The sequence below is a fragment of the Pseudoalteromonas sp. B131b genome (assembly GCF_037162545.1).
In the GTDB taxonomy this organism is placed as follows: domain Bacteria; phylum Pseudomonadota; class Gammaproteobacteria; order Enterobacterales; family Alteromonadaceae; genus Pseudoalteromonas; species Pseudoalteromonas fuliginea.
In genome coordinates this window covers 3,180,552-3,206,097 of sequence record NZ_JARLUZ010000001.1, presented here as the reverse complement: position 1 = coordinate 3,206,097, position 25,546 = coordinate 3,180,552, and the positions used below count along the sequence as shown (strand labels likewise).

The window sequence follows — 25,546 nt, the reverse complement described above, 5'->3', positions numbered from 1 at the left end:
TTATTATATAATTGACCAAATAAAAGTTACTAAGTATTAATAAATATACGCACATCTTTATTTTTAAGAACGGTATCCTGACTGTAAATTAATGGAATGAAATAATTGAAAACGCAGCGGCTAAAAAAAATAGTGGGTTTACCCTTACTGAATTAATGATAGTAATTGTAATAATTGGGATTTTATACGCAGTTGCACTTCCAAGTTATACGAGCTATATACAACAAAGTCGCAGAGCCGATGTTCAACAGGTTTTATTACAGCAAACGGCTGTTTTAGAAAGACAGTACACTCGTGTTGGTGGCTATCCTGATACCTTTACTTTTTCGGCTTCAGATTATTACTCATTTAAATATACAAGTGATGCAAGTAAAGGCGCTTCAAATGGTTCTGAATTTATAATAGAAGTTACACCTAAAGGCGCGCAAAGTGGTGATGAGTGTGGCAAGTTATCAGTAAACCAAAGCGGCACTAAATCAGCGAGTAAATCCCAATGTTGGTAAAAAAACATTGGTTTTACTTTACTCGAAATTTTAATAACAATAACTATAATCGGCATTTTAGCAGCAGTTGCGACTCCTTCGTTTATTACATTTATAAAGCGAGATAGACTAGTTACAAACTCGAATCAACTGCACAGTGTTTTTAAATTTGCACGCAGTGAGGCAATCAAGAGAGACCAAACTACTTTCCTTAAAGTTGAGAATAATCAATGGCTGGCAAAAACGGCAATTAATTCGACGCAAACTACTTTAAATGTTTTTGAAATTACACACAGTAGTATTTCTGTAGATTTAAAAGATATTGAGGTTACAAGCTCAGGTGAATTAGATAAAACGTATCAAATTTTAGTGAGCGATAGCGATAGTACAACTGCCGATTTTGTTCTATGTATTTTACAAAGTGGACAAAGTTGGTTAGCTGAGGACCCTGAAATATGCTAACAAACTACAGCAAAGGATTTTCTCTTTTAGAGGTTATGATTGCATTAATTGTTGCGACCATTGCTTTATTAGGATTAGCATCAGGGCAATTAAAATCATTGCAATATATTACAAATAGTTTTAATTATACGGTGTCCATCATTGAAGCTAATAATGTTTTAGAGCGCATTTGGCCTCACTTATGTGAGTTGCAACAAACCAATCCAGATTTATACAATGACGCTGGTTTTAGAAGCTATTTATCTCCGCAAATTGATGCATATACACTCACTTTACCTGCTAATTTTTCAAATGAGCTGTCGGTTGAAGTAACATGGCAAGATAAGCGCTTGACTGATAATTTAGAAAATCGCGTTGTAATTACGGGCAGTTTCCCAACATTACCCGCCGGATGTACTCCATGAAACAGTTAATTAATAAGCACAGGGGTTTTACTTTAATCGAACTTATGGTCGCGCTTGCTGCTGGTATGTTTTTATTAGGCGGTGTGAGTTTGGCTTATTCTTCAATTAACAATAGTACCACGACTGTGAAAGACTTAGAAAATTCGCTAGATGTGATCCGATTTAGCAGCAAGATATTTACACGAAGTTTAAAGCAAACCAACTCAATTCCTACTTATAGCAATAAAATTTTAAAAGTTACTCAAGAAGCGGGTGTACTTGCTTGCACAGGCTCTATAATTAATGCTGCATTTACCGAAGAATATAGCCACGAAAATGACTCATTATTTTGCGATATTGGCAACGGCAAGGTCAAAATATTAAAAGGCGTTAATACAATTAGCTATGCAATTGATAATAATATGGTGAGCATTTTTGTTGAGCCTATAAATCTACCAAGCCAATTTAATAAGCGTTTAGTTATTGATATATCTCTTTCACAGATAGTAATGAATAAGGCGTTTCAATAAATGAAAAACACATCCGGCTTTACGCTTGTTACTGTACTTATTTTAACATCAATGGCTTCAATTGTTGTACTGAGCACGATTAGGGACAGTGTTATTCAAGAGCGTTTGAGTGGTAACTTTCAAAAAAACTAAACGCAAGATTAATGTCTGAAAAAGGGGTATTTTCAAGCATAGAGAAACTTGAAGCAGAAATGCTTGCAGACCCTACTATAACTATTAATGATTTAATTGCTAACAATACCCAAGTTTCAGGCACTGGTTCACTTGAGTCTAGTACTTATAACGCAACTATCAAAATTGATAGCAACGGTGATGTACTAATTTCAAGTGAAGGTACTCGCTTTGAAGGCGAGGGTCAAATGCAAGCCATATTCGAATTTGTTGCAGGTCGAGGCGGAACCACCAGTGATTCTGTTTTCTCCCAAGGGGTTACAGGGTGCTCTGGTGTTGCAATTACTGGTAGTGGCTTAATTGATAGTTATGATTCGTCTTTAGGGGATTATAACGACACTCTAGATGATGGCAGTAAAAATATTTCAGAAGAGTCTTTCGTTAATACAGTTAACGATACTGGTGATATTACTCTAAATGGTAGCGGTACAATTGAAGGTGATGTTTTATCCTCTAGTAACTTATCAATTAGGCAAGGCGCAGATGTCACAGGCAATATTCATAGTAATGGAAATTTAATACTCTCTGGTGGCGTGGTCATTGGGGGGATGCATCAGCATATTTAAGCTTCACACAAAGTAGTGGTACTGTCTCGGGTAGTATTTCAGCAAACCAATCTATATCAGTAAAGCAAACTCAGGTTGGTGGTGATATTAGTTCATCAGGTCCAATTTCTATTACAGGTAATACCATTCAGGGAACTGTTCGCTCATATGATTTAGTCGCTCTTAATCAAACAACAATACGTAACGGCGTTTATACATCAGGTAATTATGAGCAAACAGGTGGCAGTGTCTACGGTGGAGTGCGTGTTCAAGGCAATGTGATGCTTAAATAGTGGGGCAGCACTATTGCAGGTAAAGATTTAAGGTATGCAGGTCGTGGCTCTTTTAAAGATGATACTCCTGAATATGCTTTTTCACCTTACAGGGTATCAAGTACAGAAATATCAATGCCAACTATTGAGCCGGTTGAAAAAATAACACCAGAGAGTGAAAATAATAGAGGGTTAACTGCGTGTGATCCACTTGGTATTGCAACAGCAATTGATGGCGTGTCAGTTAATACAACAAGCCCTGACCTTTTTATAAATAACAATAGCAGAGCTGGTGACTTACTCGAGTTAGAAACTAACACGGCTAACTTTTTAGTAGATTTTGGTAGCACTCCAAATGGTACCATCAATGCTAAAACTGCTACTTTTCTTGATTCAGCAACTCAAATATTTTATTTTGATGATGTGACAATTAAAGGGCGAATGCAGGTAAAAAGTAATCATAATGCAGTTATGTTTGTTGCTGGCGATTTTACAATGAGTGGCGCAAGTTCGCTAACGATCCCTGATAACAGTAGCTTAACTATCATAATTAAAGGAAAGCTTAAGATAGGAAATGGGGCACAAGTGTACACCCCCGACAATGGAGTTACGGATCAAGGTAAGCCTGTTTTTAGCATTTATAGTTCATACAATGGAAATGACACTGGGATAGAGTTTTCATGCGGTACACGAGAGCTTTACGCTGTTATATACGCACCACTTACAAAAGTAAAAGTTACTTCGGCTGTCGGTTTTAAAGGGTCTATTTTAGGAGACACCGTTATTGTAAGCGGCGCCGGTGGTATTCACTTTGACACGGCATTAAATGAAGCAAGCTTTGGTGGTTCTTCATCTGGTGGTAATGGATCTGCAAGTAAGTTAGTTTTCAAAGGGTGGCGCTTTACCCCTGTTGAACAAAGCAATGAATAACAAAGCTATTAGGTCGTTATTCAAAGCTCATTTCCCTAAGAGAATTTATCAAGATTGTTTAATTAATTGCTTTGACTAATATTTGCATACTTAAAACTCAAACGTAAAACCAAACTCTCTTAATTTTTCATACACGTTTATGTCAAAACGATACAAAGTCGCGGCTCTGTGAGCTACATTTGTTTGTTTTTCTTTGCAGTTTATTAGTAAGTTCATTTTTTGGAACTTACGTCTAAAGTTAGGCTTATCGAGTGATTTATTTAAAATCGACTCGTAAATTCCTTGTAGCTCAAGCAAGGTAAACTTTTCAGGGAGCAGGCTAAAACCAATCGGCTCGTGCCTTACTTTGTAGCGTAAATAATCTAAGCCGCTTTTTAAAATATCGGCGTGGTCAAACATTAAAGCCGGCACATTATTTACATCAAACCATTCACACTCTAAAGCATTGTCGCCACTCACAAGGTTGGTTTCTTCAAAGCGAACGAGCGAATAATAAACAATGGTAATAATACGTCTAGCAGGGTAGCGGTCTACGTTACCAAAAGCACCTAACTGATCTAAATAAAGGTTTTCAACACCGGTTGTACTTTTAACGACACGAAGTGCGGCTGAATCTAGGTTTTCATTTTTTCGAACCCAATGACCAATTAAACCCCACTGGCTTGTTGCAAGGCCGCGGTTATATTTAACCAGCAACACCTTTAACTTACCTTCATGAATAGCAAATACAATATTATCTACGGTTAGATTGCTAATGCAGTCATCAGGAATCGATTCTTCGTCGATGTTGTTAGAAATGTTTGATGTTTTATAGTGCATAAATTACTCAGCCAAAGCTATACGTAGATATTGTTATAAAGACTATTAAGGGTATATAAAAGGTGGGTAAAGCGCAAATAAAAAGCTTTTATAATTCCTATTTAAAACAATCACATCTATTTAATTACTCACTTTATAAACTGTACCTGTTTTTACGCGTTCACGCCGATATTCGATTTTGGTTTGGTATTGGTTTTTTATTGAACGGATAATACCTTTGTATGTTAGTAAATTTAACGGCTAATTAGCGTCGTGTATTAAATACATTACTAGCAAATTAAAAATGTAACATAAATGTTTACATGCGCTAAAAATGCATATAGTATTTTTGACTATATCGATTTGCATTGAAAATTGAGCACACATGAACAACACAAAACACACACTCACAATTAAAGAAAAAATAGGGTACGGCCTTGGCGATACAGCTAGTAATATTGTATTTCAAATGGTCGCTAACTTTATGTTGATATTTTATACCGATGTTTACGGTTTATCTGCAGCCGCTGCGGGTACCTTATTATTAGCGGTTCGTTTATTTGATGGTATTACCGACCCTATAATGGGTAACATTGCCGATAGAACTCGCAGCCGTTGGGGCTCTTACCGCCCGTATATATTATTTTTAGCCGTGCCTTATGGTGTGTTTGCTTGTTTAGCATTTATAACCCCCGATTTTGATTCTACGGGCAAGCTTATATATGCCTACTTTACTTACGGGCTTTTAATGACGTGTTACACCGCCATCAACATACCGTACGGCGCACTTGGCGCAGTTATGACAAACGATCCAAAAGAGCGTGCATCGCTTCAGTCATACCGATTTGCAATGGCAATGGCTGCACTGCTTGTAATTGTATGGGCACTGCCTAAGCTGGTTGCTTTTTTTGGCGACGGCGACGATGTAGTAGGTTACCCGCTAGCCATGGTGTTTTTAGGCGGACTTGCAGCGGCTTGTTTTTTACTGTGTTTTAAAATGACCAAAGAAACCAAACAAGTTAAACCCGCGCAAACTAAAAAGAATGCCTTCCTTGAATTTTTAAGCTTATTTAAAAACGATCAATGGGTTGTAATAGCCGTTATAAGCCTAGCAACATTAATATTAATTGGCGTTAGAGCCTCAGTAGCACCGCATTATATTAAGTACTACGTAGGAGAAGCCTCACTTACTTCTAACTTTTTAACACTCTCAGCAATTGGCTCAGTACTAGGCGCTGTGTCTACTAACTTTTTAACCAAATTTATTGAAAAGAAGACACTTTTTATCGCCGCGTTAGTGGTGGTGATTGTTTCTCACAGCATGTTTTACGTACTTGAGAGCGACGCCATAGTCACCATTTTTATTGTCTACTTTATTGCTAACTTTGCTCACATGATAATTACCCCAATCATGTTCTCAATGGTGGCAGATACGGTTGATTACGGCGCATTAAAAATTGGCCGTAGATTAACCGCAGTTACGTTTTCGGGTCATTTATTAGCAATAAAATTAGGCTTTGCAATCGGCGGTGCTATTGCAGGGTGGATATTATCTGGCTATGCATACGTGCCTAATCAAGAGCAATCAGAACACACGTTATCAGGCATTTTACTCGCCTTTGCTGGCATTCCAGTAATTTGTACCGTGGCATGTTTAATTTTTATAACACGTTACAAACTTACCGAGCCTGAAGTAAAGCGCATTCAAACGCAGCTGGCTGATAACAAAACCATAAACTAACTTAGCAGCCCACTTTGCTCCTTTTAAAAGTGCAAAGTGGGCAGGCAATACTAGGAGTAAAAATGCAAAATACAGCGCAAGCAGCACCCCCATCTAATGGATTAAGTGACGCTGAACTTAAACAGTTAAAAGACCTACAACGAGCCAACTCGTTAATACAAAATCATAATGTGTTAGTTGATCACATGTATACCGCCGATCCGTCTGCGCATGTGTTTAACGGCAAAGTGTATATCTATCCATCGCACGACATTGAATCAAAAAATGAAATTAATGATAACGGCGACCACTTTGCAATGCGCGACTACCATGTGTTTTCCCTTGACGAAAGCTCAGGCAAAGCCATAGACCATGGCGTAGCACTTTGTGTAGATGACGTAAAATGGGCAAGCAAGCAAATGTGGGCACCCGATGCAGCGCATAAACTTGGTCAGTATTACCTTTATTTTCCGGCGCGCGATCAGCAAGGTATTTTCAGAATTGGCGTTGCAAAAAGTGACAGCCCAACAGGTCCATTCAAAGCAGAAGATGATTACATTCAAGGGACGTTTAGTATTGACCCTGCTGTATTTGAAGATGACGACTCAAGCCATTATTTGTATTTTGGTGGCTTGTGGGGCGGGCAATTACAAAATTGGCAAACGAGCGAATTTAACAATGAAGACACGTATCCCAAAAATGGTGAACCTGCAATCCCTGCGCGTGTAGCAAAATTATCTGAAGATATGATCAGCCTAAGCGAAGACGTAAAAGAAGTTGTTGTACTCGATGAAAGCGGCTCGCCAATTACAGTGTGCGATAATAACCGCCGCTTTTTTGAAGGCCCTTGGGTACACAAACACAACGGTGTTTATTACTTTTCGTACTCAACAGGTGATACGCACAAAATTGTATACGCAACAGGCGATAACCCATACGGACCATTTACCTATCAGGGCGTTATTTTAAACCCAGTACTAGGTTGGACCACGCATCACTCAATTGTTAAACACAATGGTGATTGGTTTTTATTTTATCACGACAGCACGTTGTCGGGCGGGCAAACCCATTTACGCAGTATGAAAATGGCTAAGCTTGAGCACGACTCAAACGGAAAAATTCAAACAATAAGCCCATATGAACACGCTTAGTAAAAATAGTTACAAACAATGCAAATTATCTGCGTAAGCACCGCTACGGCTTTTATTTGCATTAAAAAGATATAGTCAATGTGACTATTAATTTTTTATTAATGGTCTAAATAAGAGGAAGTTGAGGACATATGACAAAATGAAAATATTTTAAAGCAAAAAACTAGCACAAAGAATTAGCATAAACATGCTGTTATTTAACGGTTTTTAGTTAGGTGGCACATATTTAAAACTGGTTGTGGTCTTTGTAACACGTTTAAAACATACACACACAATAATTATTAATTGACCGTAAATAGAAACAAATAGTTTACAATTATGTTTCGAGTAATTCTTAAAGTCTTGCAGTACGTCAATAATAATTAAATAAGAAAAAGGCATCATGATGTTTAAGAAAAAGATAATTTCAACAGCCATACTCGCTGCAATGGGTACCGTTACGCTTCCTCACCAAAGCTACGCTGCCGAAACCATTGTCGGTGAAGATGTAGAAATAATACAAGTAACCGGCATTAGAGGTTCATTGCAACGCTCTATGGATGTTAAACGCGACTCTTCTGGTATTGTCGATGCAATTTCGGCTGAGGATATGGGGAAATTTCCTGATACCAATCTTGCTGAATCGCTACAACGTATTACCGGCGTATCAATTGATAGAGCGGGCGGTGAAGGTAGCCGCGTAACAGTACGTGGATTTGGACCTGCTAATAACTTAATTACTATTAATGGCCGCCAACTTCCAAATACAACAGGTGACCGTACATTTGATTTTGCAAATGTCGCATCTGAAAGCGTATCGGGCGTGCAAGTTTATAAAACATCAGACGCAAGTGTTACCTCAGGTGGCATTGGCGCAACTATAAACTTAACAACCAACAGACCTTTAAATAGCCCAGGTATAAAAGCATCGTTTGGCGTAAAAGCTGTAGACGATCAATCAACCGACGAGGGCAGCATTACACCAGAGCTAAGCGGTTTATATTCGCAAACATTTGGTGATGATAAATTTGGTATATCTATTTCAGGTAGCTATCAAGACCGTGAAAGCGGTATGCAACAGTTTATACAAGATCAAGGCTACAGAGCATCTGATTACACAAATACAGGATGGGGCGGTGTACCTGCAGGCGCAGAAGGCGGAGCAAACAGACCTACATCAGGTATTTACTCAAACCCGCAACAACCACGTTATGTGTTTGAAGAGCGTCAACGTGAACGTGTAAATGGTCAGTTGGTATTTCAATATCAACCTGTTGAAAACATTACAGCAACCCTTGATTACACAGGCTTTAAAACAACCGTTGAAGAGCAGCACACTGATGCCTCAGTTTGGTTTAACTACGCTGGCGACAGAAGTGAATCTGTTTGGGCGGGCGAGCCTAACGCGTACCCACTTATTTACTCAGAAATTTATGACATCCAAAGTGATGCCGATTACCGCGATACGTCGCTTACGGTAGGTTCTTGGGGTCGCGAAGAAAAAACAGATTCATTAGGCTTTAATTTAGAGTGGACAGTGTCTGATCAGCTTAACCTAGAGTTTGATCACCACAGTTCAAAAGCATCAATGAAAGCAACTGATCCACGCCACGGTACACGTAACAATATTCAGTTACCATCGTACACACGTTCACGTACCGGGCTTGATTTAACCGGCGACTTACCCGGTATTGCTATTGGTAACATTGAAAATTTTACCCCAGAAACCATGCGTTTATCGGGTAGCTGGTTTGCAAACGACAAATACGATTCAGAAATCGATCAAACACAAATCTCAGGTAAGTACTTCTTAGACGACAGTTTAAGTATTGATTTTGGTGTTGCAGTTAATAAAGTAAATAACCATTACCGTCATACACAAGTGCAGCGCCCAGATTGGGGTGGGGTTGGTGTTGAGGGCGACTTTGCTGATATCGATTGGCGCCAAGATACTATTTTAGATAAGTTTCAAGCTAAAGCGGGTAACTTTGAAGGCACTGCAACACAAGGCGAATACGATTTATTTAATACAATCTTTTTTGCCGACTTTGATGCGATTGTAAATGCAGCAGAGTACGCAGACCCTATTGCCAACGTAGATAACCTTTATGGTGATTGTAAAGCAGCCGACGGCGCAGCGGCAGGACCAAACGGCGAAGGACAATTTTGTGCTTCAACCGACTGGGATGCAGCAACAAACCGCTTTACTGAAGAAAAAACGCAATCTGCTTTTGCACAAGTAAACTACAAAGGTGAATTGAGCGGCATGTTCTTCGACCTGCAAATTGGCTTACGCTACGAGAAAACAGACGTATTTTCTAAAGCAACCGCACCAGGTTACAGCCGCGTAGAGTGGAACGAAGATACAGCCACATCAGTAACCGGTGTTACTGGTATTGAAACGCTAAGCCAATCGGCAGATTACAGCCAGTTCCTACCTAATATTAACTTTAATATTGAAGTTGTTGAAGATGTAATGATACGTGCAGCAGCGAGTAAAACTATTTCAAGAGCGGGCTACGGTCAGCTGCAAGGCGGTACAACTATTAATACCGGTGGTAGTTTAAGTGGTTATTCGGGTGGCTCTGGTAATCCAGGTCTTAAACCGCTTGAATCAATTAACTACGATTTATCAAGTGAATGGTATTACGACGAAGGAAGTTATATTTCGTTTGGTTACTTTAAAAAAGACGTAACAAATTGGATCACTACAGGCACTATCGACTCAAATATATTTAACTTATATGACCCATTAAATGGTGAAAAATTTAGAGCTGCATCAAGTGCACTGGGTGGTAATGCATCTAACGAAGACATCAGAAATTACATTTTTGAAAACTTTGCTGATGATCCAAATGTGCAGCCTAATTTTGATGAAGATGGTGAATTAGACGGTGGCACAATTGTTGGTGACCCAGACTCAGATGATCCAATTAACTTTAGAATAAACGTGCCTGTAAATGGCGACCAAGAATACACTATTGATGGCTTTGAATTTAATATTCAGCATTTATTTGGTGAGTCAGGTTTTGGCGGTATTTTCAACTACACTATGGTTGACTCAGGTCTTGAATACGACAACGACTCATTAGAGGATACAGAAGCACTTGTCGGGTTAAGTGACACGGCAAACGTGGTATTCTTTTACGATAAAGAAGGCTTACAAGCGCGTATTGCGTATAACTGGCGCGACTCGTTTTTAAATGAGCGTCGTGTAAATGGCGATTTAACCGCACCAATTTACACCGATGAGTATTACCAAATAGACTTTAACGTAAGTTACGAAGTACCGGCAGTAGAGGGACTTACTGTATTTATTGAAGGTATAAACATTACTGATGAGTACGTAACATCGTACGGGCGTAAGCAAGAGCTGATTTATAACATCACTCAAACTGGCTCTCGTTACGGTTTAGGTGTTCGTTATAATTTTTAATAAATTACCCTTGTAGCAACCTTATAAAAGCCGCATTTTGCGGCTTTTTATTTGCCTAAATTAACCTAGTAATAATAATACCCAGCTGTTATAGTCAATGTGAATTTAACCTATTTGTTACATTTAACTCGTAGCAGTAGGTAAAGGCACACAACAACAATTGGAGCACACAATCCATGGCCAATCATGCATTATTAAATAATGTTGAGCATCAGCACTTAAAAATAAACCCTGCACGCAGCACACACTTAGGTGACGGGGTTTGGTACAGCGATACATTTGTGAGCGAATTTAGAGTCGCTCAAGCACATTATCCAATATTTTTTACCAAGGACGATACAACAAATACATTTTCGCCGGTGTGTTTGTACGGCATAAATAAAGACGAAAACTTATTTTTAGTAAACCAGCAATGGCAAGCACACTACATTCCGTTAAGTATGCAGCGACTGCCTTTTGCTATCGCGACTCAAAATACAATGCAAAACGGTGTAGCAACGCAAGAGCGCATGCTTAGCATTGATTTAGACTCGCCAAAAGTGACAACAAAGCAGGGTATTAACTTATTTTTAGAACACGGCGGGAATAGCGATTACCTCGAAAACGTAATAAATGTGCTCGACAACCTGCATCATGGTTTACAACAAAACCAGCCCTTTATTAAAACCTTAATTAAACATGGTTTACTTGAATCAGTATCACTAGAGCTTGATTTAGTAAACGGGCTTAAACATAACTTACTTGGTTTTTATACCATAAACGAAGACACGCTTAACCAACTAAGTAGCGATGCAATTGCGCAGCTGCACTCACAAGGGTATTTAGCGTGTATATACATGGTCATTGCCTCGCAAGTACATGTACGTGATTTAGTCGCGCTTAAAAACGAGCGACTTATGCTACAAAAGCACGCTGTGTAAGTGCTTAACTATGGAAAATTTAGCAAATAGTATTCAAACGCTGAGTGGCTTAACTCCCAGCACGTTGCCCAAAGAGCTTTTAAACTCGTCTGTGCCTATTGTACTAAAAGGGTTTGTAAGCGATTGGCCCGTCGTTATTGCCGCTAAAAAATCTGATGCAGCTGCGATTGATTATTTAACACCGTTTTACGAAGGTTTTTTAGTTAACACTTGCACAATACCTGCCAGTCAAAGCGGGGTTGTAGGGTATAACTCCGATATGAGCGGTTTTAACTTTACTAATCAACAAGCGGCATTTATTAATGCGCTTGAGCAAATAATGCAAAGTGCAAATAACCCACAAGCTGACACTTTATACATTGGCTCTACTAGCATTGCACAGTGCTTACCTGGTTTGGTTAATCACTGCCAAGTTAACGCATTAAACGAAGGCTGTTTATTTAATGTATGGGCAGGCGGAAAAGTTACCGTGCCAGCACATTACGACGTAGCGCAAAATTTAGCATGTTGCGTTGCAGGTAAAAGGCGTTTTACTTTATTTGCCCCCGATCAAATAGACAATTTATATATAGGTCCGCTTGATAAAGCACCCGGTGGTCAGCCAATAAGCTTAACCACTACAACTGCACCTAACTTTGAGCAGTTTCCTAAGTTTGAGCAGGCAATAAAAGCGGCAATTACCGTTGATCTTGAAGCCGGCGATGCCCTTATATTGCCCAGCATGTGGTGGCACCAAGTAGAGGGGCTTGGCAGCTTAAATATACTGTTTAATTATTGGTTTAAAAATACGCCTGCGGTTTATGGTCAGCCTACTAATGCGTTGCACCTTGCTATTTTAAACATACGTAATTTACCAAAGCATGAGCGCGCAGCATGGCAACGTTTGTTTAATTACTACGTATTTTCCGATAACGAATTTACTCACATTCCAGAGCCTGCACAGGCTATTTTAGCAAAGCCAATGGATGAGCTTGCAGCGCGTAAATTAAGAGCCGAATTACAAAATAAATTAAGACGCTAAGCGTACTTGTAAGGTTTGAAATATGAATCAAAATGCAATTAAAAAAATCGTAATAGCAGGTGGCGGAACCGCCGGTTGGATGTGTAGCGCTGCAATGGCAAAGCTACTAGGTAAAAATATTGAAGTGTGCTTAGTTGAATCCGATTTAATTCCTACCGTAGGGGTCGGGGAGTCAACTATTCCTACGCTGCATATATTTCATGATTTACTAAAAATCAGCGAATCAGAATTTATGGCAGCCACTAACGCCACGTTCAAATTAGGCATATCGTTTGAGGGTTGGAAACAAAACCAACAAAGCTACTTTCACTCATTTGGTTATGTTGGACAAGGCTGTTGGGCTGCAGGTTTTCAGCACTTTTGGCTAAAAGGTATGCAACAAGGTGTTGCAGCCGATATTGGCGACTATTGCACAGAGCACGTAGCAAGTCGCTTGGGTAAATTTGCCGTAGTGCCGAATCAAGACCGTAACCATGCTTATCAGTTAGATGCCGGTTTGTACGCTAAATTTTTACGAAATTTTGCAGAGCAAAACGGCGCTAAACGTATAGAAGGCATGATAAGCAAAGTTAATTTAGAGCCCACCAATGGCTTTATAAAATCGCTTACTTTAGGTGACGGGCAAATTATTGAGGGCGATTTATTTATAGATTGCACCGGCTTTAAAGGTTTATTAATAGAGCAAGCGCTACACACCGGATACGAAGATTGGAGCCATTGGCTCCCGTGCGACAGCGCAGTAGCAGTACAAACAGAATTAGTAAGCCCAATAGTGCCATACACACGTGCAATGGCGCATAAATATGGTTGGCAGTGGCAAATACCGCTGCAAAGCCGCCGTGGTAATGGTTTTGTGTTTTGCAGTAAATACATGAGCGATGATGAGGCCAAAACAGCGCTCCTCAATAACGTAGAAGGCAAACCTATTAATGAGCCGCGCGTTATTAAATACCGCACCGGTACACGGCGTAAACATTGGAACAAAAACTGTGTTGCTATTGGCTTGGCAAGTGGTTTTATTGAGCCGCTTGAATCAACCAGTATTCATTTAATTCAGCAAAGCATTATAAGATTAATGCAAAACATGCCAACCAAAGCAATCGAGTCGTGCTATCAAGATGACTTTAATAACAAAATGCGCTTTGAAGCCGAAAACATTCGCGACTTTATTGTGCTGCATTACCATGTGACGCAGCGCACCGACAGCGACTTTTGGCGCTACTGTAAAAACATGCCAATACCAGAGTCACTCGCCAAGCGCATTGAGCTATTTAAGCAAAGCGGGCATGTATATAAAGCAGAGCAAGAGCTATTTGGCGAAGCATCGTGGTTACAAGTGATGTTAGGGCAAGGGCTAATGCCGCAAAATTATCACCCCATTGTAGACAGCATGAGCGATGATGAGCTTAAGCGATTTTTAGAATCAATAAAAAATCATGTGGCTAAAAAAGCAAATAGCTTACCGAGTCACATTGATTTTATTAATCATTATTGCAAGGCTAAGTAAGTATTATGCTAACACTTGGCAATAACTTACAGCCGCAATATGAGTTTATAGGGCAAGAGCAAACGCCAATTATTATAATTGACGACTACCTAAGTGTGCCGCAAAAACTTATAAACCTAGCGCAAAGTGCTGCTCAAAGTAATGGGGAGTTTAAACCCGACGAACTCACTCAATACCCAGGTTTACGCATGCCGCTTCCAAAGCAATGTGTGGTTGATTACTTAAAGCCTCTTATACAGGGGCTTTATAACGTATTTAATATTGGGAAAACACTTACCCCATACCCAAAAGATAATACCTTATCGTTAATTACTAAAACGCAGCAGCAGCTATCACCAATACAAACCTTGCCACACTTTGATACAAACGATCCAAACTTAATTGCCATTATTCATTATCTTGGAGGGGAGCGCACGGCGGCACTGGATTTTTTAGACATAAAAAAACAGGGTTTGAATCAATAAGCTCAAAGCGCAAAAACACGTATTTAACATATGCTCAGAAATACCTTGAATTAGATAATGCAAAGCCTAGTTATTGCACCACGCAGCACAGTGAATTTGAGTGCTACAAGCACATAGAATATAAGCCAAATAGGCTTATTGTGTTTCCTGGATATTTGCTGCACACCAGTTTACTTAATACATCTACCGATATTTCGTCGTGTCCACAAACAGGGCGGCTAACGGCCAATATGTTTGTTCATTTTAAATAGGATTACTATGTCTTTTTCTTTACCTCGATTCGCATATAAAGGTTGGCTATTAAGCTTTGTTGTATTGGCGCTGAGTATGGCAACAGTGCAAAAAAGTCATGCTACAGGGTTTGATACCCTCCCTAAAAAGCAATTTAATGTGCTGCTATTTACAAAAACTGCAGGGTGGCACCATAAGTCGCAAACCGAAGGCGTTAAAGCGCTAGAAGGCTTAGCCGATAAGCACTTTTTTAACTTAATTTGGCACGAAGAAAGCCATTATTTTAACGACGATTACTTAAAAAATGTTGATGTAGTGGTATTTTTATCAACCACGGGCGATATTTTAAACCCAAAAGAGCAAGCCGCGCTTGAGCGATTTGTAAAAGCAGGCAAAGGCTTTGTTGGCATTCATAGCGCATCAGATACCGAATACGATTGGTCTTGGTACCAAAAGCTGGTGGGGCGCACCTTTAATATTCATCCTGTTATTCAAACTGGTGTATTAAGTAAAGTGCCTAATACTAACTTTATTGGCTTAAATCACATGCCGCAGCAGATGCTTTGGACAGACGAGTGGTACGAGTTTGGGCCAGAGCTCACTAAGTTAAACTACTTACTCACCGTTGATGAGCAAAGTTACAACCCAACTGCCGATTGGGGTAATAACAAAACAGGCTCAGGTATGGGGGCGTTTCATCCTATTTCGTGGTATCACAATTACGATGGCGGACGCTCGTTTTATACAGCCCTTGGGCATACTAATGCGGTGTATAAAAGTGAGTTTTTAACCGAGCATATTTATGGCGGAATTTATTGGGCTGCAACAGGTAAAGGGTTAAAAAGCAGTAATTAATGAATAACTCATAAATGTACTTTTTAGTATTATTTACATCGACTAAGGCCGCTTTTTTAAGGGGCCTTTTGCATTTTAGGCACTGTTTAAAAACCTTACTCATTTCATGTAGTTTATAAAACAAACAAATAGTTTTGAGAATTGCTTGATCAAATGGTCAAAAAGACTATATTAAATTTGCACGCTGTTATAATTCAAATAAAGAGGATAAACATGAAAGTATTTTTTAAAATAACAACTTTATTGTTAACACTAATAAGCTATCAATCACTTGCTGCATTTAATAATAACCCATCGAGTGTAGGCGCTGATAGTTCAGGGGCATACCGTAACCTCGCACAAGAAATGGGTAAAACAAACATACAAAAAAAGGTGAATAGTACTTTTGACAATATGTTTGGCTATAACAATACACAACAACTTTACTACCCGTACACCGAAAACGGTGTTTATAAAGCACACTACATAAAAGCAATTAACCCTGACGAGGGTGATGATATAAGAACAGAAGGGCAATCGTGGGGAATGACCGCCGCTGTCATGCTTAATAAACAAGAAGAATTTGATAATCTATGGCGCTTTGCAAAAGCGTATCAAAAAAATCCAGACAACCACCCTGATGTAAAAAAACAAGGCGTTTACGCGTGGAAACTAAAGCTTAATCAAAACGGCTTTGTTTATAAAGTAGATGAAGGCCCCGCTCCTGATGGCGAAGAGTACTTTGCGTTTGCACTACTTAATGCCTCTGCTCGTTGGGGTAATTCGGGTGAGTTTAACTACTACAACGATGCTATTATCATGTTAAATACAATTAAAAATAAGCTGATGGAAAACCAAATAATCCGCTTTTCGCCTTATTTAGATAACTTAACAGACCCTTCTTACCATATACCTGCGTTTTACGACTACTTTGCTAATAACGTAACTAACCAAGCAGACAAAAATTACTGGCGACAAGTAGCCACAAAAAGTAGAACCTTACTTAAAAACCATTTTACAAAAGTAAGTGATAATCCGCATTGGAATTTACCTACATTTTTATCGCGCTTAGATGGCAGCCCTGTTATTGGCTACATTTTTAACGGCCAAGCAAACCCAGGTCAATGGTATGAATTTGATGCATGGCGCGTAATTATGAATGTGGGTTTAGATGCGCATTTAATGGGTGCTCAAGCGTGGCATAAAAATGCAGTTAATAAAGCACTTGGCTTTTTAAGTTATGCAAAAACAAACAACAGTAAAAACTGTTACGAGCAAGTGTATTCGTACGGTGGTGCGCAAAACAAAGGCTGTGCAGGCAAAGGTCAAAAGGCCGCGAATGCAGTAGCGTTACTTGCTTCAACAAACGCTGGGCAAGCAAATGAATTTTTTAACGAGTTTTGGTCTTTATCGCAACCAACCGGTAGCTACCGTTACTACAATGGTTCGCTGTATATGTTAGCTATGCTGCATGTATCGGGCAATTTTAAGTTTTATAACAACACGTTTAATTAAAATAACACTACCTAAGTAGCAAAAGCCTAAGCGGCAAAAGCTTAGGTAGCAATAACTTAAATAATAAAAAACCGGTGTAACTAAGTTACACCGGTTTTTGTGCTTAACGAGTGAGCTTAACTTTCTCTTTAATACGTTGCTTAACTAATTTAACTAATTAGCCAAACCCGCTACTTTTACATCAAGCGTAAACAAGCCCTTAGCGGTAGTTATTAATAACGTTTTTCGGTTTTTACCACCAAAGGCAAGGTTGGTTACATTAGGGCCCAGTTCAATTTTATCGATAAGTGAGCCGCGTGGCGTATAAATATTAATAACACCTTTTTTGTGGCTGCTTACGTAAATATTGCCAGCAGAGTCTACTTTTATACCATCTGGTGAGGTTACTTTAATAAAGTCTTCGCGCGGTGAAATATCACCGTTTTCATCAATAGTGTATTTGCTTACGCGGTTGCTAAAGTCGCCAATATAAAGGGTATGCTGATCTGGGGATAGCGCAACACCGTTAGGCTTTTCAAGCGTAGCGTCAATTAAACTAAGTACGCCTGTATTGCTTAACTTATACACACCGGTATAAGACATTTGCTGAGTGCGTTCGCCTAGTTGCCAGTTAGGATCAGTAAAAAATATATCGCCATTTTTATGCATAGTCATATCGTTTGGCGAGCTAAAGCTTAGCCCATCAAATTTATTGACTATTACGGTATTGGTCTTACTTTTTATATTAATTTTAGAAAGCGACTGAGTTTTATGGTTAAGCGTATAGAGGCTCTCTCCTTCGGCATACAAGCCGTTTGTACCACTGTGTTTTAAATAAGTGGTAAGGGTATTGGGCAGCACTAATTTATAAATGGTCGAATCAGGGCCAAGTGCTTGCGAGCTAGCAAAGTTCATTTCTGAAAAATAAAACGCATTGTCTTGGTTTGACCACGTTGGGCCTTCTAAAAATAATAAATTGTCACTAACAAGTGTGGGTGTTACGCCCTTTATTAATGGCGACTGCTCATTGCTTTGGCTGTTTACAGTGTTTAACAAAGGTGTATTTTCAGGTTGTTGTGCCAGCGCTGCTTTATTAAAACAGAGCATTAATACAACTAAGCTTAGCATTTTTTTGTGTGTTTTTAGCATGGACGTTTACTCAGGTTTGTTTAATTTATAATTAATGGTCATTTTGACTATATCATTTATTTTTTTCGTTGTATGATATTTATCGAAAATAATAACGATTCAACGGAGCACACACATGCATAAAACACACACACTCAGCCTGCTTTTACTTGCAGGATCATTAAGCGTAAACGCTGCACAAGACCAAGCTCTTAAAAACACCTTTGCAGACTCATTCAAAATGGGGGTTGCTGTAAATCAAGATATAGTGACAGGCAAAAACGCCGCCGCGCAGTCAATTATTGCTAAGCAATTTAATACAGTCACCCTAGAAAACGCCATGAAAGCAGAAGTAATTTACCCACAGCAAGGTAAGGTCGATTTTAGTGGTGCAGATGCGTTTATAGATTTTGCCAAGCAAAATAATATGTTTACCGTAGCCCACACCTTAGTGTGGCATAACCAAACGCCCGACTGGTTTTTTACAAATAGCAAAAATGAGCCAAATACCCCAGCACAGCAGCTTGAGCAAATGCGCAAACACATAGAGCTTGTAGCAGGGCGCTATAAAAACAAAGTAGATGCGTGGGATGTAGTTAACGAAGTGATTGCTGATGACGGCTCTTATCGCCCAACTGTGTGGGTTAACCGCGTAGGTGATGGCGATACCATGGTAAAAGCCGCATTTAAATACGCCCAGCAGTATTCACCTAATACCGAGCTTTACTACAATGACTTTAATGCATGGCGACCAGAAAAAAGAGACGGCATTATACGTATGATCAAAATGCTGCAAAAAGAAGGTATCCGCATTGATGGCATTGGCATACAAGCGCACTGGGGGCTTAACTTTCCTGAAATGCAATATATTGAACAAGCCATTGACGCCTACGCCGCGCTGGGTATAAAAGTGATGATCACTGAGCTTGATATAGACGTGCTGCCTTTAACAAAAGAAGGGCAGATTACCGGCACCGATATGATGAAACCGCAGTTTCAGCTAGAAGAGTTTGAAACCTACCTCGACCCATACAAAAATGGCTTGCCAAGCGACGTAGAGGCGCAATTAAACGCCCGTTATAAAGCCTTGTTTGAACTGTTTTACGCAAAGCGCGACAAGATAGACCGCGTAACCTTTTGGGGATTACACGATGGTATGTCGTGGAAAAACGACTACCCAATCCCAAACAGAACAAACTACCCATTACTATGGGATCGTAATTTAAACCCTAAGCCAGTTATTAAAACAATTGCTGATGTAGTTAAGTAAATCGCATTGTGTAGTCAAAGCCGAGTATTTTTAAATACTCGGCTTTTTTTGTTTGCAAATTTTTATATGGAGGCAAATAAAAGTCATTTTACTAAGCGATTAGCTGGTAAACCTTGATCTTACCTAAGTAATACAAGCACAAGTATCACTTACACCTTCTCTTTAATTATTTTTATCAGACTCAAATCAAACTCAAAGCATACTCAATATTAAACGGGTCAAATTTTAGCCTTGATCCTTATTGTTAAATAGACTATAACAATGTTGGTTTTAGGTTAATTTTATGATTGCATATTCACACACACGATATAAAACAATAAATTTTAATTTAAACCTTAACTATAACTTTATGATTTTAAATTTATATTTGTACCTTTGTACAAAGTAAATATTAACGTTTGAAGAGATATTAAAATAATAAATATAAATGACTGTTTGTTTTTCTAATTAGTTTTAGTCATATTGAATAATAGATTTTGATAATGCAGTAGAAATACTCTTATCATATTTTATTCACTCAAATGGCTTTACTGCACCTAGTTTAAAAACGACTCATTTATTGCTTTAGTCTAAGGAATAAAAAATGAATAAATCGATTTTTCGTAACACCGGATTAGTGACCTTAGTATCACTATTAATGGCGTGCGGGGGAATAGTAAAGATACACCGGTGCCTGAACCTATACCGGAAGTAGTAGCCCCTGATACTCCAGCGCCTGAAGCGCCAATAGCAGCTGAAATAACAAATGGTGGGTTTGAAGAAGACACTACAGGGCAAACAACGCCTGTCGGAAATTGGGTATTTAGACCAGATCAAGAATCAAGCGCTACTTCTACTATAGAGATAATTGAATCGCAAGAAGGCGTTAATACTTACAAAGGCACCAAAGCAGCTGAGGTTATTGTTAATACATTGGGTGACAACCCTTGGGGAATTGAAATAGCTTATGAAGACCTTCCTATCACTGGAGGTAAAAATTACGAGTTTAGTGTTTGGGCCAAAGGTGAAGAGGGAACCAGTGCCGATTTTTGGATTCAAACACCTGCGCCAGATTATGGTCAACTTAGCCTAGTAAAAGAAACACTCACAGGCGAGTGGCAAAAAATAACATTAACAGCCGCAACAGCCGAAGCTGACTCTTTAGTTAGGCTGGCAATTCACTTTTCAAAAGAAGAGAACATTAACAAGTCTATTTACCTAGACGAATTTTCAGGCTTTATTTTAGACGATGTACCAGCAGAAGAAATACCTGATGTTCAATACAGCGAAGTGACAGCACAAAGTTTAAAAGCATTAGCACCTAATTTTAATATTGGTGTAGCTGTTCCTGCGGGTGGATTTGGTAACAGCATAATAGACAGACCAGAGATTAAAACGATTATTGAACAACACTTTAATCAACTCTCTGCTGAAAACATTATGAAGCCTACCTATTTACAACCAACCCAAGGTGAATTTTTTTACGATGATTCTGATGAGCTAGTTAACTACGCCAAAGACAACTCACTCACGGTACATGGTCATGTTTTTGTGTGGCACTCGCAAATTGCACCTTGGATGCAAAGTTTTCAAGGTGATAAAGCCGCGTGGATAACCATGATGGAAAATCATATCACTCAAGTTGCCACTCATTTTGAAGAAGAAGGCGATAACGATACGGTAGTTAGCTGGGATGTAGTTAACGAAGCGTTTATGGAAAACGGTAAATACCGTGGTGAAAAAACCACAAACGACAGCGCCGACGAATCTGTGTGGTTTGAAAATATAGGTGCTGAATTTTTACCGTTATCATATAAAGCAGCAAGAGCGGCCGACCCTGATGCCGACTTATACTACAACGATTACAACCTGATTTGGAATGCTGATAAATTAGATGCTGTTATCAATATGGTTAACGATTTTCACAACAATGGCGTGCCTATTGATGGTATAGGGTTTCAATCTCATATTTCACTTAACAGCCCTGATATTTCAACCATTCAGGCACACCTTCAAAAAGTGGTCGATATTCGGCCTAAAATAAAAGTGAAAATTACCGAGCTAGATGTTCGTATGAACAACGAAGGCGGCATTCCTCTAACTTACTTAACAAGTGAAAGAGCGGATGAACAAAAGCAGTACTACTACGATATTGTTAAAACATACTTAGAAACGGTACCTGAAGATCAACGCGGTGGCATTACTATTTGGGGCGTAATTGACGAGGATAGCTGGTTACAAAACTGGCCAGAGCCAACAACAGAATGGCCACTGTTATTTTTTAATGACTTTACTGCAAAGCCTGCCTTACAGGGATTTGCTAATGCATTAAAAGAGCTAATTGAAGTAGCTGAACCAGCACCTTCATCAGAGCTGTTAACTAATGGCGACTTTGAAGCCGGACTTGATTCATGGCAAGCCCGTGGTAGTGCAAGCATTACCTTAGATGCAACCCAAGCCCACAGTGGTAATAATAGCGCTTTAGTACAAGGGCGTACGGAAACGTGGAACGGTATTCAAAAAGATGTAAAAGGCTTATTTACAGCAGATAAAACCTATAACGTATCTGCGTGGGTTAAGTTATCTGACGACAGCACTACTGTGTCGCCAGGAATAAAACTAACGCTACAAATAGAGCACACTAGCACCGAGTACCTTGAGCTTACACCCGTTACTACCGTTAACGCGGGTGACTGGGTACAGCTTTCGGGCACTTACACACATTCAATTACAACGCAGGAAAGCGCCGCTTTACTTTATGTTGAGTCAAGTGAACTCACCGCTGACTTTTATGTAGATGATGTATCGGTGACTTTGGTCGAATAATAAATCTAACTAAAAGTAATTAACCCCAAATTAAATAGTCTGTATTTTTATACAGATTATTTTTTATACAAAGCGAAGCAAGGTAGCCGACGTTACTTTTCGGGGTTGTTTGATAGCATGCCTTAGTATAACGATTACCCAATCCCAAATAGAACAAGCTACCCATTATTATGGGATCGTAATTTAAACCCTAAACCGATTATTAAAACAATTGCTGATGTAGTTCAGTAAACCGCATTGTGTAGTCAAAGCCGAGGATTTTTAAATACTCGGCTTTTTTGTTTAGAATACAATTTATATTTATAGTCAGGGTATTAATACTGACCTAAAAGAAGAAGAAGGCGCTAAAAGCGCCTTCTTGAAAGGTTGGTCTCAAGACTTTCCGGGAACTACCCACAGTCAAAAGCGGAGACCGTTTTTTCTGAATCAACAGTTATAGATGAACTATTGATATAAATTTGATAGATTAATTATAACGAACTTTAAATGGCTGCGCAATAATTGAGAATACAAAATAACATTAGCCGAAACTTAGAAAAACAACAATTGTTTTTTTAGAATGTTGGGCAAGTATGAGTAATGTACGAAGCCTTGATAGTGATCGAGTTTCTTATAATAACATTTTAAATTCCGTTCTAGAACTTTTAGACCTTTACGCGTTAGGCAATAAATATAGAGCGTCAGAGAAAAGGTTACATGTAGCTGAGGAATTTAATCAATTAATTGAAAGCAATGATTTATTGAATAAAGCCGAGTTTAAAGACATACCTAAACAATTAAAGGCTATCTTTAGCGAGTATGATAACCCTTTAGAAAACAAAAAAGAGCTCATAATTAGCTTTTTAGTAGAGCTAAAGGGGTTACTTGAAAAACATTACCGAAGAGTTTCTGTTGAAGAATTAACTAGGCTTTTGAAAGATGGTGCAGATTCTTCTGATGGATCATTGACCAAAATATACAACCAAACAAATGCACTAATGAGTCACTTAATAACATTAGGTATGCCTACATCTGAATGTTATTTATTATGCAGAAATTTTTTGATAAAAAGAAAAACGCAAATTAATTTCTTAGAAGCATTTAACAGCTTAGCAAGTCATATAATAATTAGTACGCAAAAGTATGATGTGAAATTATCGTTAGATAATAAACCTTTGTATGAGCTACTAAAAAATACGACGGTTGATACTCAAGGAGAATATCAATTTATTATTCAGCCAAGAACAGAAAATGATAGAAGTTATATAATTAATTCCAATATTAATGTAGACGCTATTTCTTTTAGCGCAGCTAGAAATATTGCTGAAAAAATTATTACAAGCTCTTGATATTTTTTCATACTTCTTAGGTAAAGATCAGATCAGTATACTTGTCAAAGCAGATATAACTGATGAGAGTGGGCAAACAAAAAATTTAGCTAGATTTGATAAAGACTTGGAAAATTCATTAGATAGGTGGATTGATGACGACCTTACTGTTTATATGAGTGCAATAACTCATTTAAGGCAAAAAGGTTCTATAAAAACGAGTAATAAAATTAGCGCTGCTTTTAGATTCTTTCAAAATGGAGTTAATGAAAAAGGGTTGGAAAGTCGCTTTACTGCATTTTGGTCTGCATTGGAATCATTAACGTTAATAGAGGAAAATAGTACTTTAAAACACGATGAACATGTAATCAATGCGGTTATTCCATGCATCGCAATGGATTATCCATTAAAACAACTCTTTGCATTTAGAGGCTGTGCAAAAGCACTAGACTGGAAACCAATTGACTTAGATGGAGTATCTTTCGATGTCCAAACTTCTAATCTTGGTGAAATATATACAGCTTTAAAAAATTCGAATTTTGTAAGTGAAGTGTATACACGATTAGAAACTTATCCGTATGCGCAATTTAGGTTTAGAAAATTTATAGGTCTTTGTACATCACCTTTCGATTTAGCCCAGAAAATTGAGTCTCATCAGCGTAAAGTCGAATTGCATATAAATCGACTTTATCGAGTAAGAAATGCAATTGTACATAATGCGACTTCACACGAGCGTTTGGAACTATTGGTAGTTAACCTTGAACATTATTTAAAAAGCACCTTTAATGCTCTTTTTTATACTGTTGAAAAATCAACGAGCATAACCTCCTCAGAAGAAGCTTTTATACGCTATCAGTATGAAGCCAATAAGATTTTTGAAGAAATGGACCCATCTTTAAAAGAAGCAGTTAGGAAAAGAGAAGGTAAGAAAAAGTCCATTAAAGGAGGAACTGTTTCAGTTTCAGATACTAAACTAGTAAGTTGGTTAACTATGCATGGGTAAATCTTTGTTATATAAAACGGTAGTTCTTAATTTCTTCTTGATGGCTTTAGAAAAAATAGATAAGACAGCCTGAACTCATACAGGCTGTTTTGTTTTCCTCTCCTCTAAAAGCGAAGCGCCTCTTAACCTCTTTGTGCATAATTCACTTAGTCTATTTCACTAAAAAACTAAAAACTAAAAAACTCAAAAAGCCATTCAAAACTACTGAGCCTGATATCTCACGACTACAAACTTAAGTGGCACATCGCCGTTGTTATAAATGCCGTGTACGTCGTTAGGGGCTGCAAATAAAATATCTCCAGTATGCGCTGGTTGGCTTTTTCCATTAAGCGTCCAGGTGCCAGTACCCTCAAGAATCATTAAGTATTCTTCATCGGGATGCTGGTGGGCGGGATGTATTTCGTTATTAGGTTTAATAACCGCAACGCCCGTAATAGCGCCTTTGGTGAGTGATGTATTGCCGTAAAAGTAGGTATGAAAATCACCGCCTTCGTAGTGAGTGATGTGCGCGTCTTTTTGGCTCACTATAGATGAGGTAAGTTGCTTTGGTTTATCTGCTGCGCTGACAGGTAATGCAGCAGTTAATGCGACCATTAATGCAAAAATGGCTACGGCTGTTAGTGATAAGGTGTTTGTTGTGTTTTTCATGTGTGTCCTTGCTAATTTATTTACTAATTATCTTGCTAGTTAGGTATGCAATTAA

At 38.6% G+C, this 25,546-nt stretch carries 22 protein-coding genes and 1 pseudogene; 20 read left to right on the top strand and 3 right to left on the bottom strand.

Annotation, left to right across the window (positions count from 1 at the left end; all coding sequences use genetic code 11):
• The first annotated feature begins 101 nt into the window (after positions 1 to 101).
• The 7 genes from P4S65_RS14770 (at position 102) to P4S65_RS14740 (ending at position 3,775) form a co-directional block, all read left to right on the top strand.
• A complete protein-coding gene (locus tag P4S65_RS14770; protein ID WP_337120768.1) occupies positions 102 to 503 on the top strand; it encodes a type IV pilin protein in 402 nt (133 codons plus the stop codon).
• Positions 504 to 509: 6 nt separating this feature from the next.
• Positions 510 to 944 carry a GspH/FimT family pseudopilin gene (locus P4S65_RS14765; RefSeq protein WP_306724373.1) on the top strand — a complete coding sequence of 145 codons (435 nt, stop codon included), beginning with the start codon at positions 510 to 512 and terminating at the stop codon, positions 942 to 944.
• Positions 938 to 1,348 carry a type IV pilus modification PilV family protein gene (locus P4S65_RS14760; protein WP_007375193.1) on the top strand — a complete coding sequence of 137 codons (411 nt, stop codon included), beginning with the start codon at positions 938 to 940 and terminating at the stop codon, positions 1,346 to 1,348. The genes P4S65_RS14765 and P4S65_RS14760 overlap by 7 nt, the downstream gene beginning before the upstream one ends.
• The gene (locus tag P4S65_RS14755; RefSeq protein WP_007375192.1) at positions 1,345 to 1,857 is read left to right on the top strand and encodes a PilW family protein; all 513 of its coding nucleotides are present in this window, start codon (positions 1,345 to 1,347) and stop codon (positions 1,855 to 1,857) included. The genes P4S65_RS14760 and P4S65_RS14755 overlap by 4 nt, the downstream gene beginning before the upstream one ends.
• Positions 1,858 to 1,989 (top strand): pilus assembly PilX N-terminal domain-containing protein, encoded by a 132-nt coding sequence (locus P4S65_RS14750; RefSeq protein ID WP_337120474.1) that lies wholly within the window; start codon positions 1,858 to 1,860, stop codon positions 1,987 to 1,989.
• Positions 1,990 to 2,000: 11 nt separating this feature from the next.
• On the top strand, positions 2,001 to 2,594 hold the full coding sequence (locus P4S65_RS14745) for a polymer-forming cytoskeletal protein (protein WP_337120473.1): 594 nt from the start codon (positions 2,001 to 2,003) through the stop codon (positions 2,592 to 2,594).
• Positions 2,595 to 2,980: 386 nt separating this feature from the next.
• Positions 2,981 to 3,775 (top strand): DUF7305 domain-containing protein, encoded by a 795-nt coding sequence (locus P4S65_RS14740; protein WP_337120472.1) that lies wholly within the window; start codon positions 2,981 to 2,983, stop codon positions 3,773 to 3,775.
• A gap of 90 nt (positions 3,776 to 3,865) precedes the next feature.
• Here the strand turns inward: P4S65_RS14740 and P4S65_RS14735 are convergent, their stop codons facing one another.
• Positions 3,866 to 4,594, bottom strand: coding sequence for an NUDIX hydrolase (locus P4S65_RS14735; protein WP_165721811.1), 729 nt, complete (start codon positions 4,592 to 4,594; stop codon positions 3,866 to 3,868).
• Between the two features lie 364 nt (positions 4,595 to 4,958).
• Here P4S65_RS14735 and P4S65_RS14730 point away from each other — a divergent pair, with 364 nt between their 5' ends.
• From P4S65_RS14730 to P4S65_RS14685, 9 genes and pseudogenes are all read left to right on the top strand, one after another.
• On the top strand, positions 4,959 to 6,314 hold the full coding sequence (locus P4S65_RS14730) for an MFS transporter (RefSeq protein WP_337120471.1): 1,356 nt from the start codon (positions 4,959 to 4,961) through the stop codon (positions 6,312 to 6,314).
• 62 nt (positions 6,315 to 6,376) lie between these two features.
• Positions 6,377 to 7,444, top strand: a complete 1,068-nt coding sequence (locus P4S65_RS14725) for a glycoside hydrolase family 43 protein (RefSeq protein WP_337120470.1) — start codon at positions 6,377 to 6,379, stop codon at positions 7,442 to 7,444.
• 385 nt (positions 7,445 to 7,829) lie between these two features.
• Positions 7,830 to 10,859: a TonB-dependent receptor gene (locus P4S65_RS14720; protein ID WP_337120767.1), complete on the top strand. Its 3,030-nt coding sequence runs from the start codon at positions 7,830 to 7,832 to the stop codon at positions 10,857 to 10,859.
• A gap of 176 nt (positions 10,860 to 11,035) precedes the next feature.
• Positions 11,036 to 11,779 (top strand): SapC family protein, encoded by a 744-nt coding sequence (locus P4S65_RS14715; protein ID WP_337120469.1) that lies wholly within the window; start codon positions 11,036 to 11,038, stop codon positions 11,777 to 11,779.
• A 10-nt stretch (positions 11,780 to 11,789) separates the two neighbouring features.
• Positions 11,790 to 12,800: a cupin-like domain-containing protein gene (locus P4S65_RS14710; protein ID WP_337120468.1), complete on the top strand. Its 1,011-nt coding sequence runs from the start codon at positions 11,790 to 11,792 to the stop codon at positions 12,798 to 12,800.
• Positions 12,801 to 12,822: 22 nt separating this feature from the next.
• Positions 12,823 to 14,307, top strand: a complete 1,485-nt coding sequence (locus tag P4S65_RS14705; protein WP_337120467.1) for a tryptophan halogenase family protein — start codon at positions 12,823 to 12,825, stop codon at positions 14,305 to 14,307.
• A 5-nt stretch (positions 14,308 to 14,312) separates the two neighbouring features.
• Positions 14,313 to 15,022: pseudogene (locus tag P4S65_RS21945) on the top strand (DUF6445 family protein).
• A 7-nt stretch (positions 15,023 to 15,029) separates the two neighbouring features.
• Positions 15,030 to 15,857, top strand: a complete 828-nt coding sequence (locus P4S65_RS14690; protein WP_337120465.1) for a ThuA domain-containing protein — start codon at positions 15,030 to 15,032, stop codon at positions 15,855 to 15,857.
• Positions 15,858 to 16,070: 213 nt separating this feature from the next.
• The gene (locus P4S65_RS14685) at positions 16,071 to 17,351 is read left to right on the top strand and encodes a glycosyl hydrolase family 8 (RefSeq protein WP_337120464.1); all 1,281 of its coding nucleotides are present in this window, start codon (positions 16,071 to 16,073) and stop codon (positions 17,349 to 17,351) included.
• A gap of 153 nt (positions 17,352 to 17,504) precedes the next feature.
• Here the strand turns inward: P4S65_RS14685 and P4S65_RS14680 are convergent, their stop codons facing one another.
• The gene (locus tag P4S65_RS14680; protein WP_337120463.1) at positions 17,505 to 18,479 is read right to left on the bottom strand and encodes an SMP-30/gluconolactonase/LRE family protein; all 975 of its coding nucleotides are present in this window, start codon (positions 18,477 to 18,479) and stop codon (positions 17,505 to 17,507) included.
• A 115-nt stretch (positions 18,480 to 18,594) separates the two neighbouring features.
• On the opposite strand from P4S65_RS14680, the gene P4S65_RS14675 reads away from it, so the two are divergent.
• The 4 genes from P4S65_RS14675 (at position 18,595) to P4S65_RS14660 (ending at position 24,843) form a co-directional block, all read left to right on the top strand.
• Positions 18,595 to 19,728: an endo-1,4-beta-xylanase gene (locus P4S65_RS14675; RefSeq protein ID WP_096793263.1), complete on the top strand. Its 1,134-nt coding sequence runs from the start codon at positions 18,595 to 18,597 to the stop codon at positions 19,726 to 19,728.
• Positions 19,729 to 20,397: 669 nt separating this feature from the next.
• Positions 20,398 to 22,533 (top strand): endo-1,4-beta-xylanase, encoded by a 2,136-nt coding sequence (locus P4S65_RS14670; RefSeq protein ID WP_337120462.1) that lies wholly within the window; start codon positions 20,398 to 20,400, stop codon positions 22,531 to 22,533.
• A gap of 572 nt (positions 22,534 to 23,105) precedes the next feature.
• A complete protein-coding gene (locus tag P4S65_RS14665; RefSeq protein ID WP_337120461.1) occupies positions 23,106 to 23,861 on the top strand; it encodes a hypothetical protein in 756 nt (251 codons plus the stop codon).
• Complete coding sequence (locus P4S65_RS14660) at positions 23,833 to 24,843, top strand: hypothetical protein (protein WP_337120460.1); 1,011 nt, start codon at positions 23,833 to 23,835, stop codon at positions 24,841 to 24,843. Before P4S65_RS14665 ends, P4S65_RS14660 begins: the two co-directional genes overlap by 29 nt.
• Positions 24,844 to 25,044: 201 nt before the next feature.
• On the opposite strand, the gene P4S65_RS14655 is transcribed toward P4S65_RS14660, so the two are convergent.
• The gene (locus P4S65_RS14655; protein WP_232525464.1) at positions 25,045 to 25,491 is read right to left on the bottom strand and encodes a cupin domain-containing protein; all 447 of its coding nucleotides are present in this window, start codon (positions 25,489 to 25,491) and stop codon (positions 25,045 to 25,047) included.
• Positions 25,492 to 25,546 lie beyond the last annotated feature (55 nt).

Coding starts and splice junctions, on each gene's coding strand:
- P4S65_RS14760 (WP_007375193.1), top strand. CDS start 938: ATGCTAACAAACTACAGCAAAGGATTTTCTCTTTTAGAGGTTATGATT.
- P4S65_RS14755 (WP_007375192.1), top strand. CDS start 1,345: ATGAAACAGTTAATTAATAAGCACAGGGGTTTTACTTTAATCGAACTT.
- P4S65_RS14750 (WP_337120474.1), top strand. CDS start 1,858: ATGAAAAACACATCCGGCTTTACGCTTGTTACTGTACTTATTTTAACA.
- P4S65_RS14745 (WP_337120473.1), top strand. CDS start 2,001: ATGTCTGAAAAAGGGGTATTTTCAAGCATAGAGAAACTTGAAGCAGAA.
- P4S65_RS14740 (WP_337120472.1), top strand. CDS start 2,981: ATGCCAACTATTGAGCCGGTTGAAAAAATAACACCAGAGAGTGAAAAT.
- P4S65_RS14735 (WP_165721811.1), bottom strand. CDS start 4,594: ATGCACTATAAAACATCAAACATTTCTAACAACATCGACGAAGAATCG.
- P4S65_RS14730 (WP_337120471.1), top strand. CDS start 4,959: ATGAACAACACAAAACACACACTCACAATTAAAGAAAAAATAGGGTAC.
- P4S65_RS14725 (WP_337120470.1), top strand. CDS start 6,377: ATGCAAAATACAGCGCAAGCAGCACCCCCATCTAATGGATTAAGTGAC.
- P4S65_RS14720 (WP_337120767.1), top strand. CDS start 7,830: ATGTTTAAGAAAAAGATAATTTCAACAGCCATACTCGCTGCAATGGGT.
- P4S65_RS14715 (WP_337120469.1), top strand. CDS start 11,036: ATGGCCAATCATGCATTATTAAATAATGTTGAGCATCAGCACTTAAAA.
- P4S65_RS14710 (WP_337120468.1), top strand. CDS start 11,790: ATGGAAAATTTAGCAAATAGTATTCAAACGCTGAGTGGCTTAACTCCC.
- P4S65_RS14705 (WP_337120467.1), top strand. CDS start 12,823: ATGAATCAAAATGCAATTAAAAAAATCGTAATAGCAGGTGGCGGAACC.
- P4S65_RS14690 (WP_337120465.1), top strand. CDS start 15,030: ATGTCTTTTTCTTTACCTCGATTCGCATATAAAGGTTGGCTATTAAGC.
- P4S65_RS14685 (WP_337120464.1), top strand. CDS start 16,071: ATGAAAGTATTTTTTAAAATAACAACTTTATTGTTAACACTAATAAGC.
- P4S65_RS14680 (WP_337120463.1), bottom strand. CDS start 18,479: ATGCTAAAAACACACAAAAAAATGCTAAGCTTAGTTGTATTAATGCTC.
- P4S65_RS14675 (WP_096793263.1), top strand. CDS start 18,595: ATGCATAAAACACACACACTCAGCCTGCTTTTACTTGCAGGATCATTA.
- P4S65_RS14665 (WP_337120461.1), top strand. CDS start 23,106: ATGAGTAATGTACGAAGCCTTGATAGTGATCGAGTTTCTTATAATAAC.
- P4S65_RS14655 (WP_232525464.1), bottom strand. CDS start 25,491: ATGAAAAACACAACAAACACCTTATCACTAACAGCCGTAGCCATTTTT.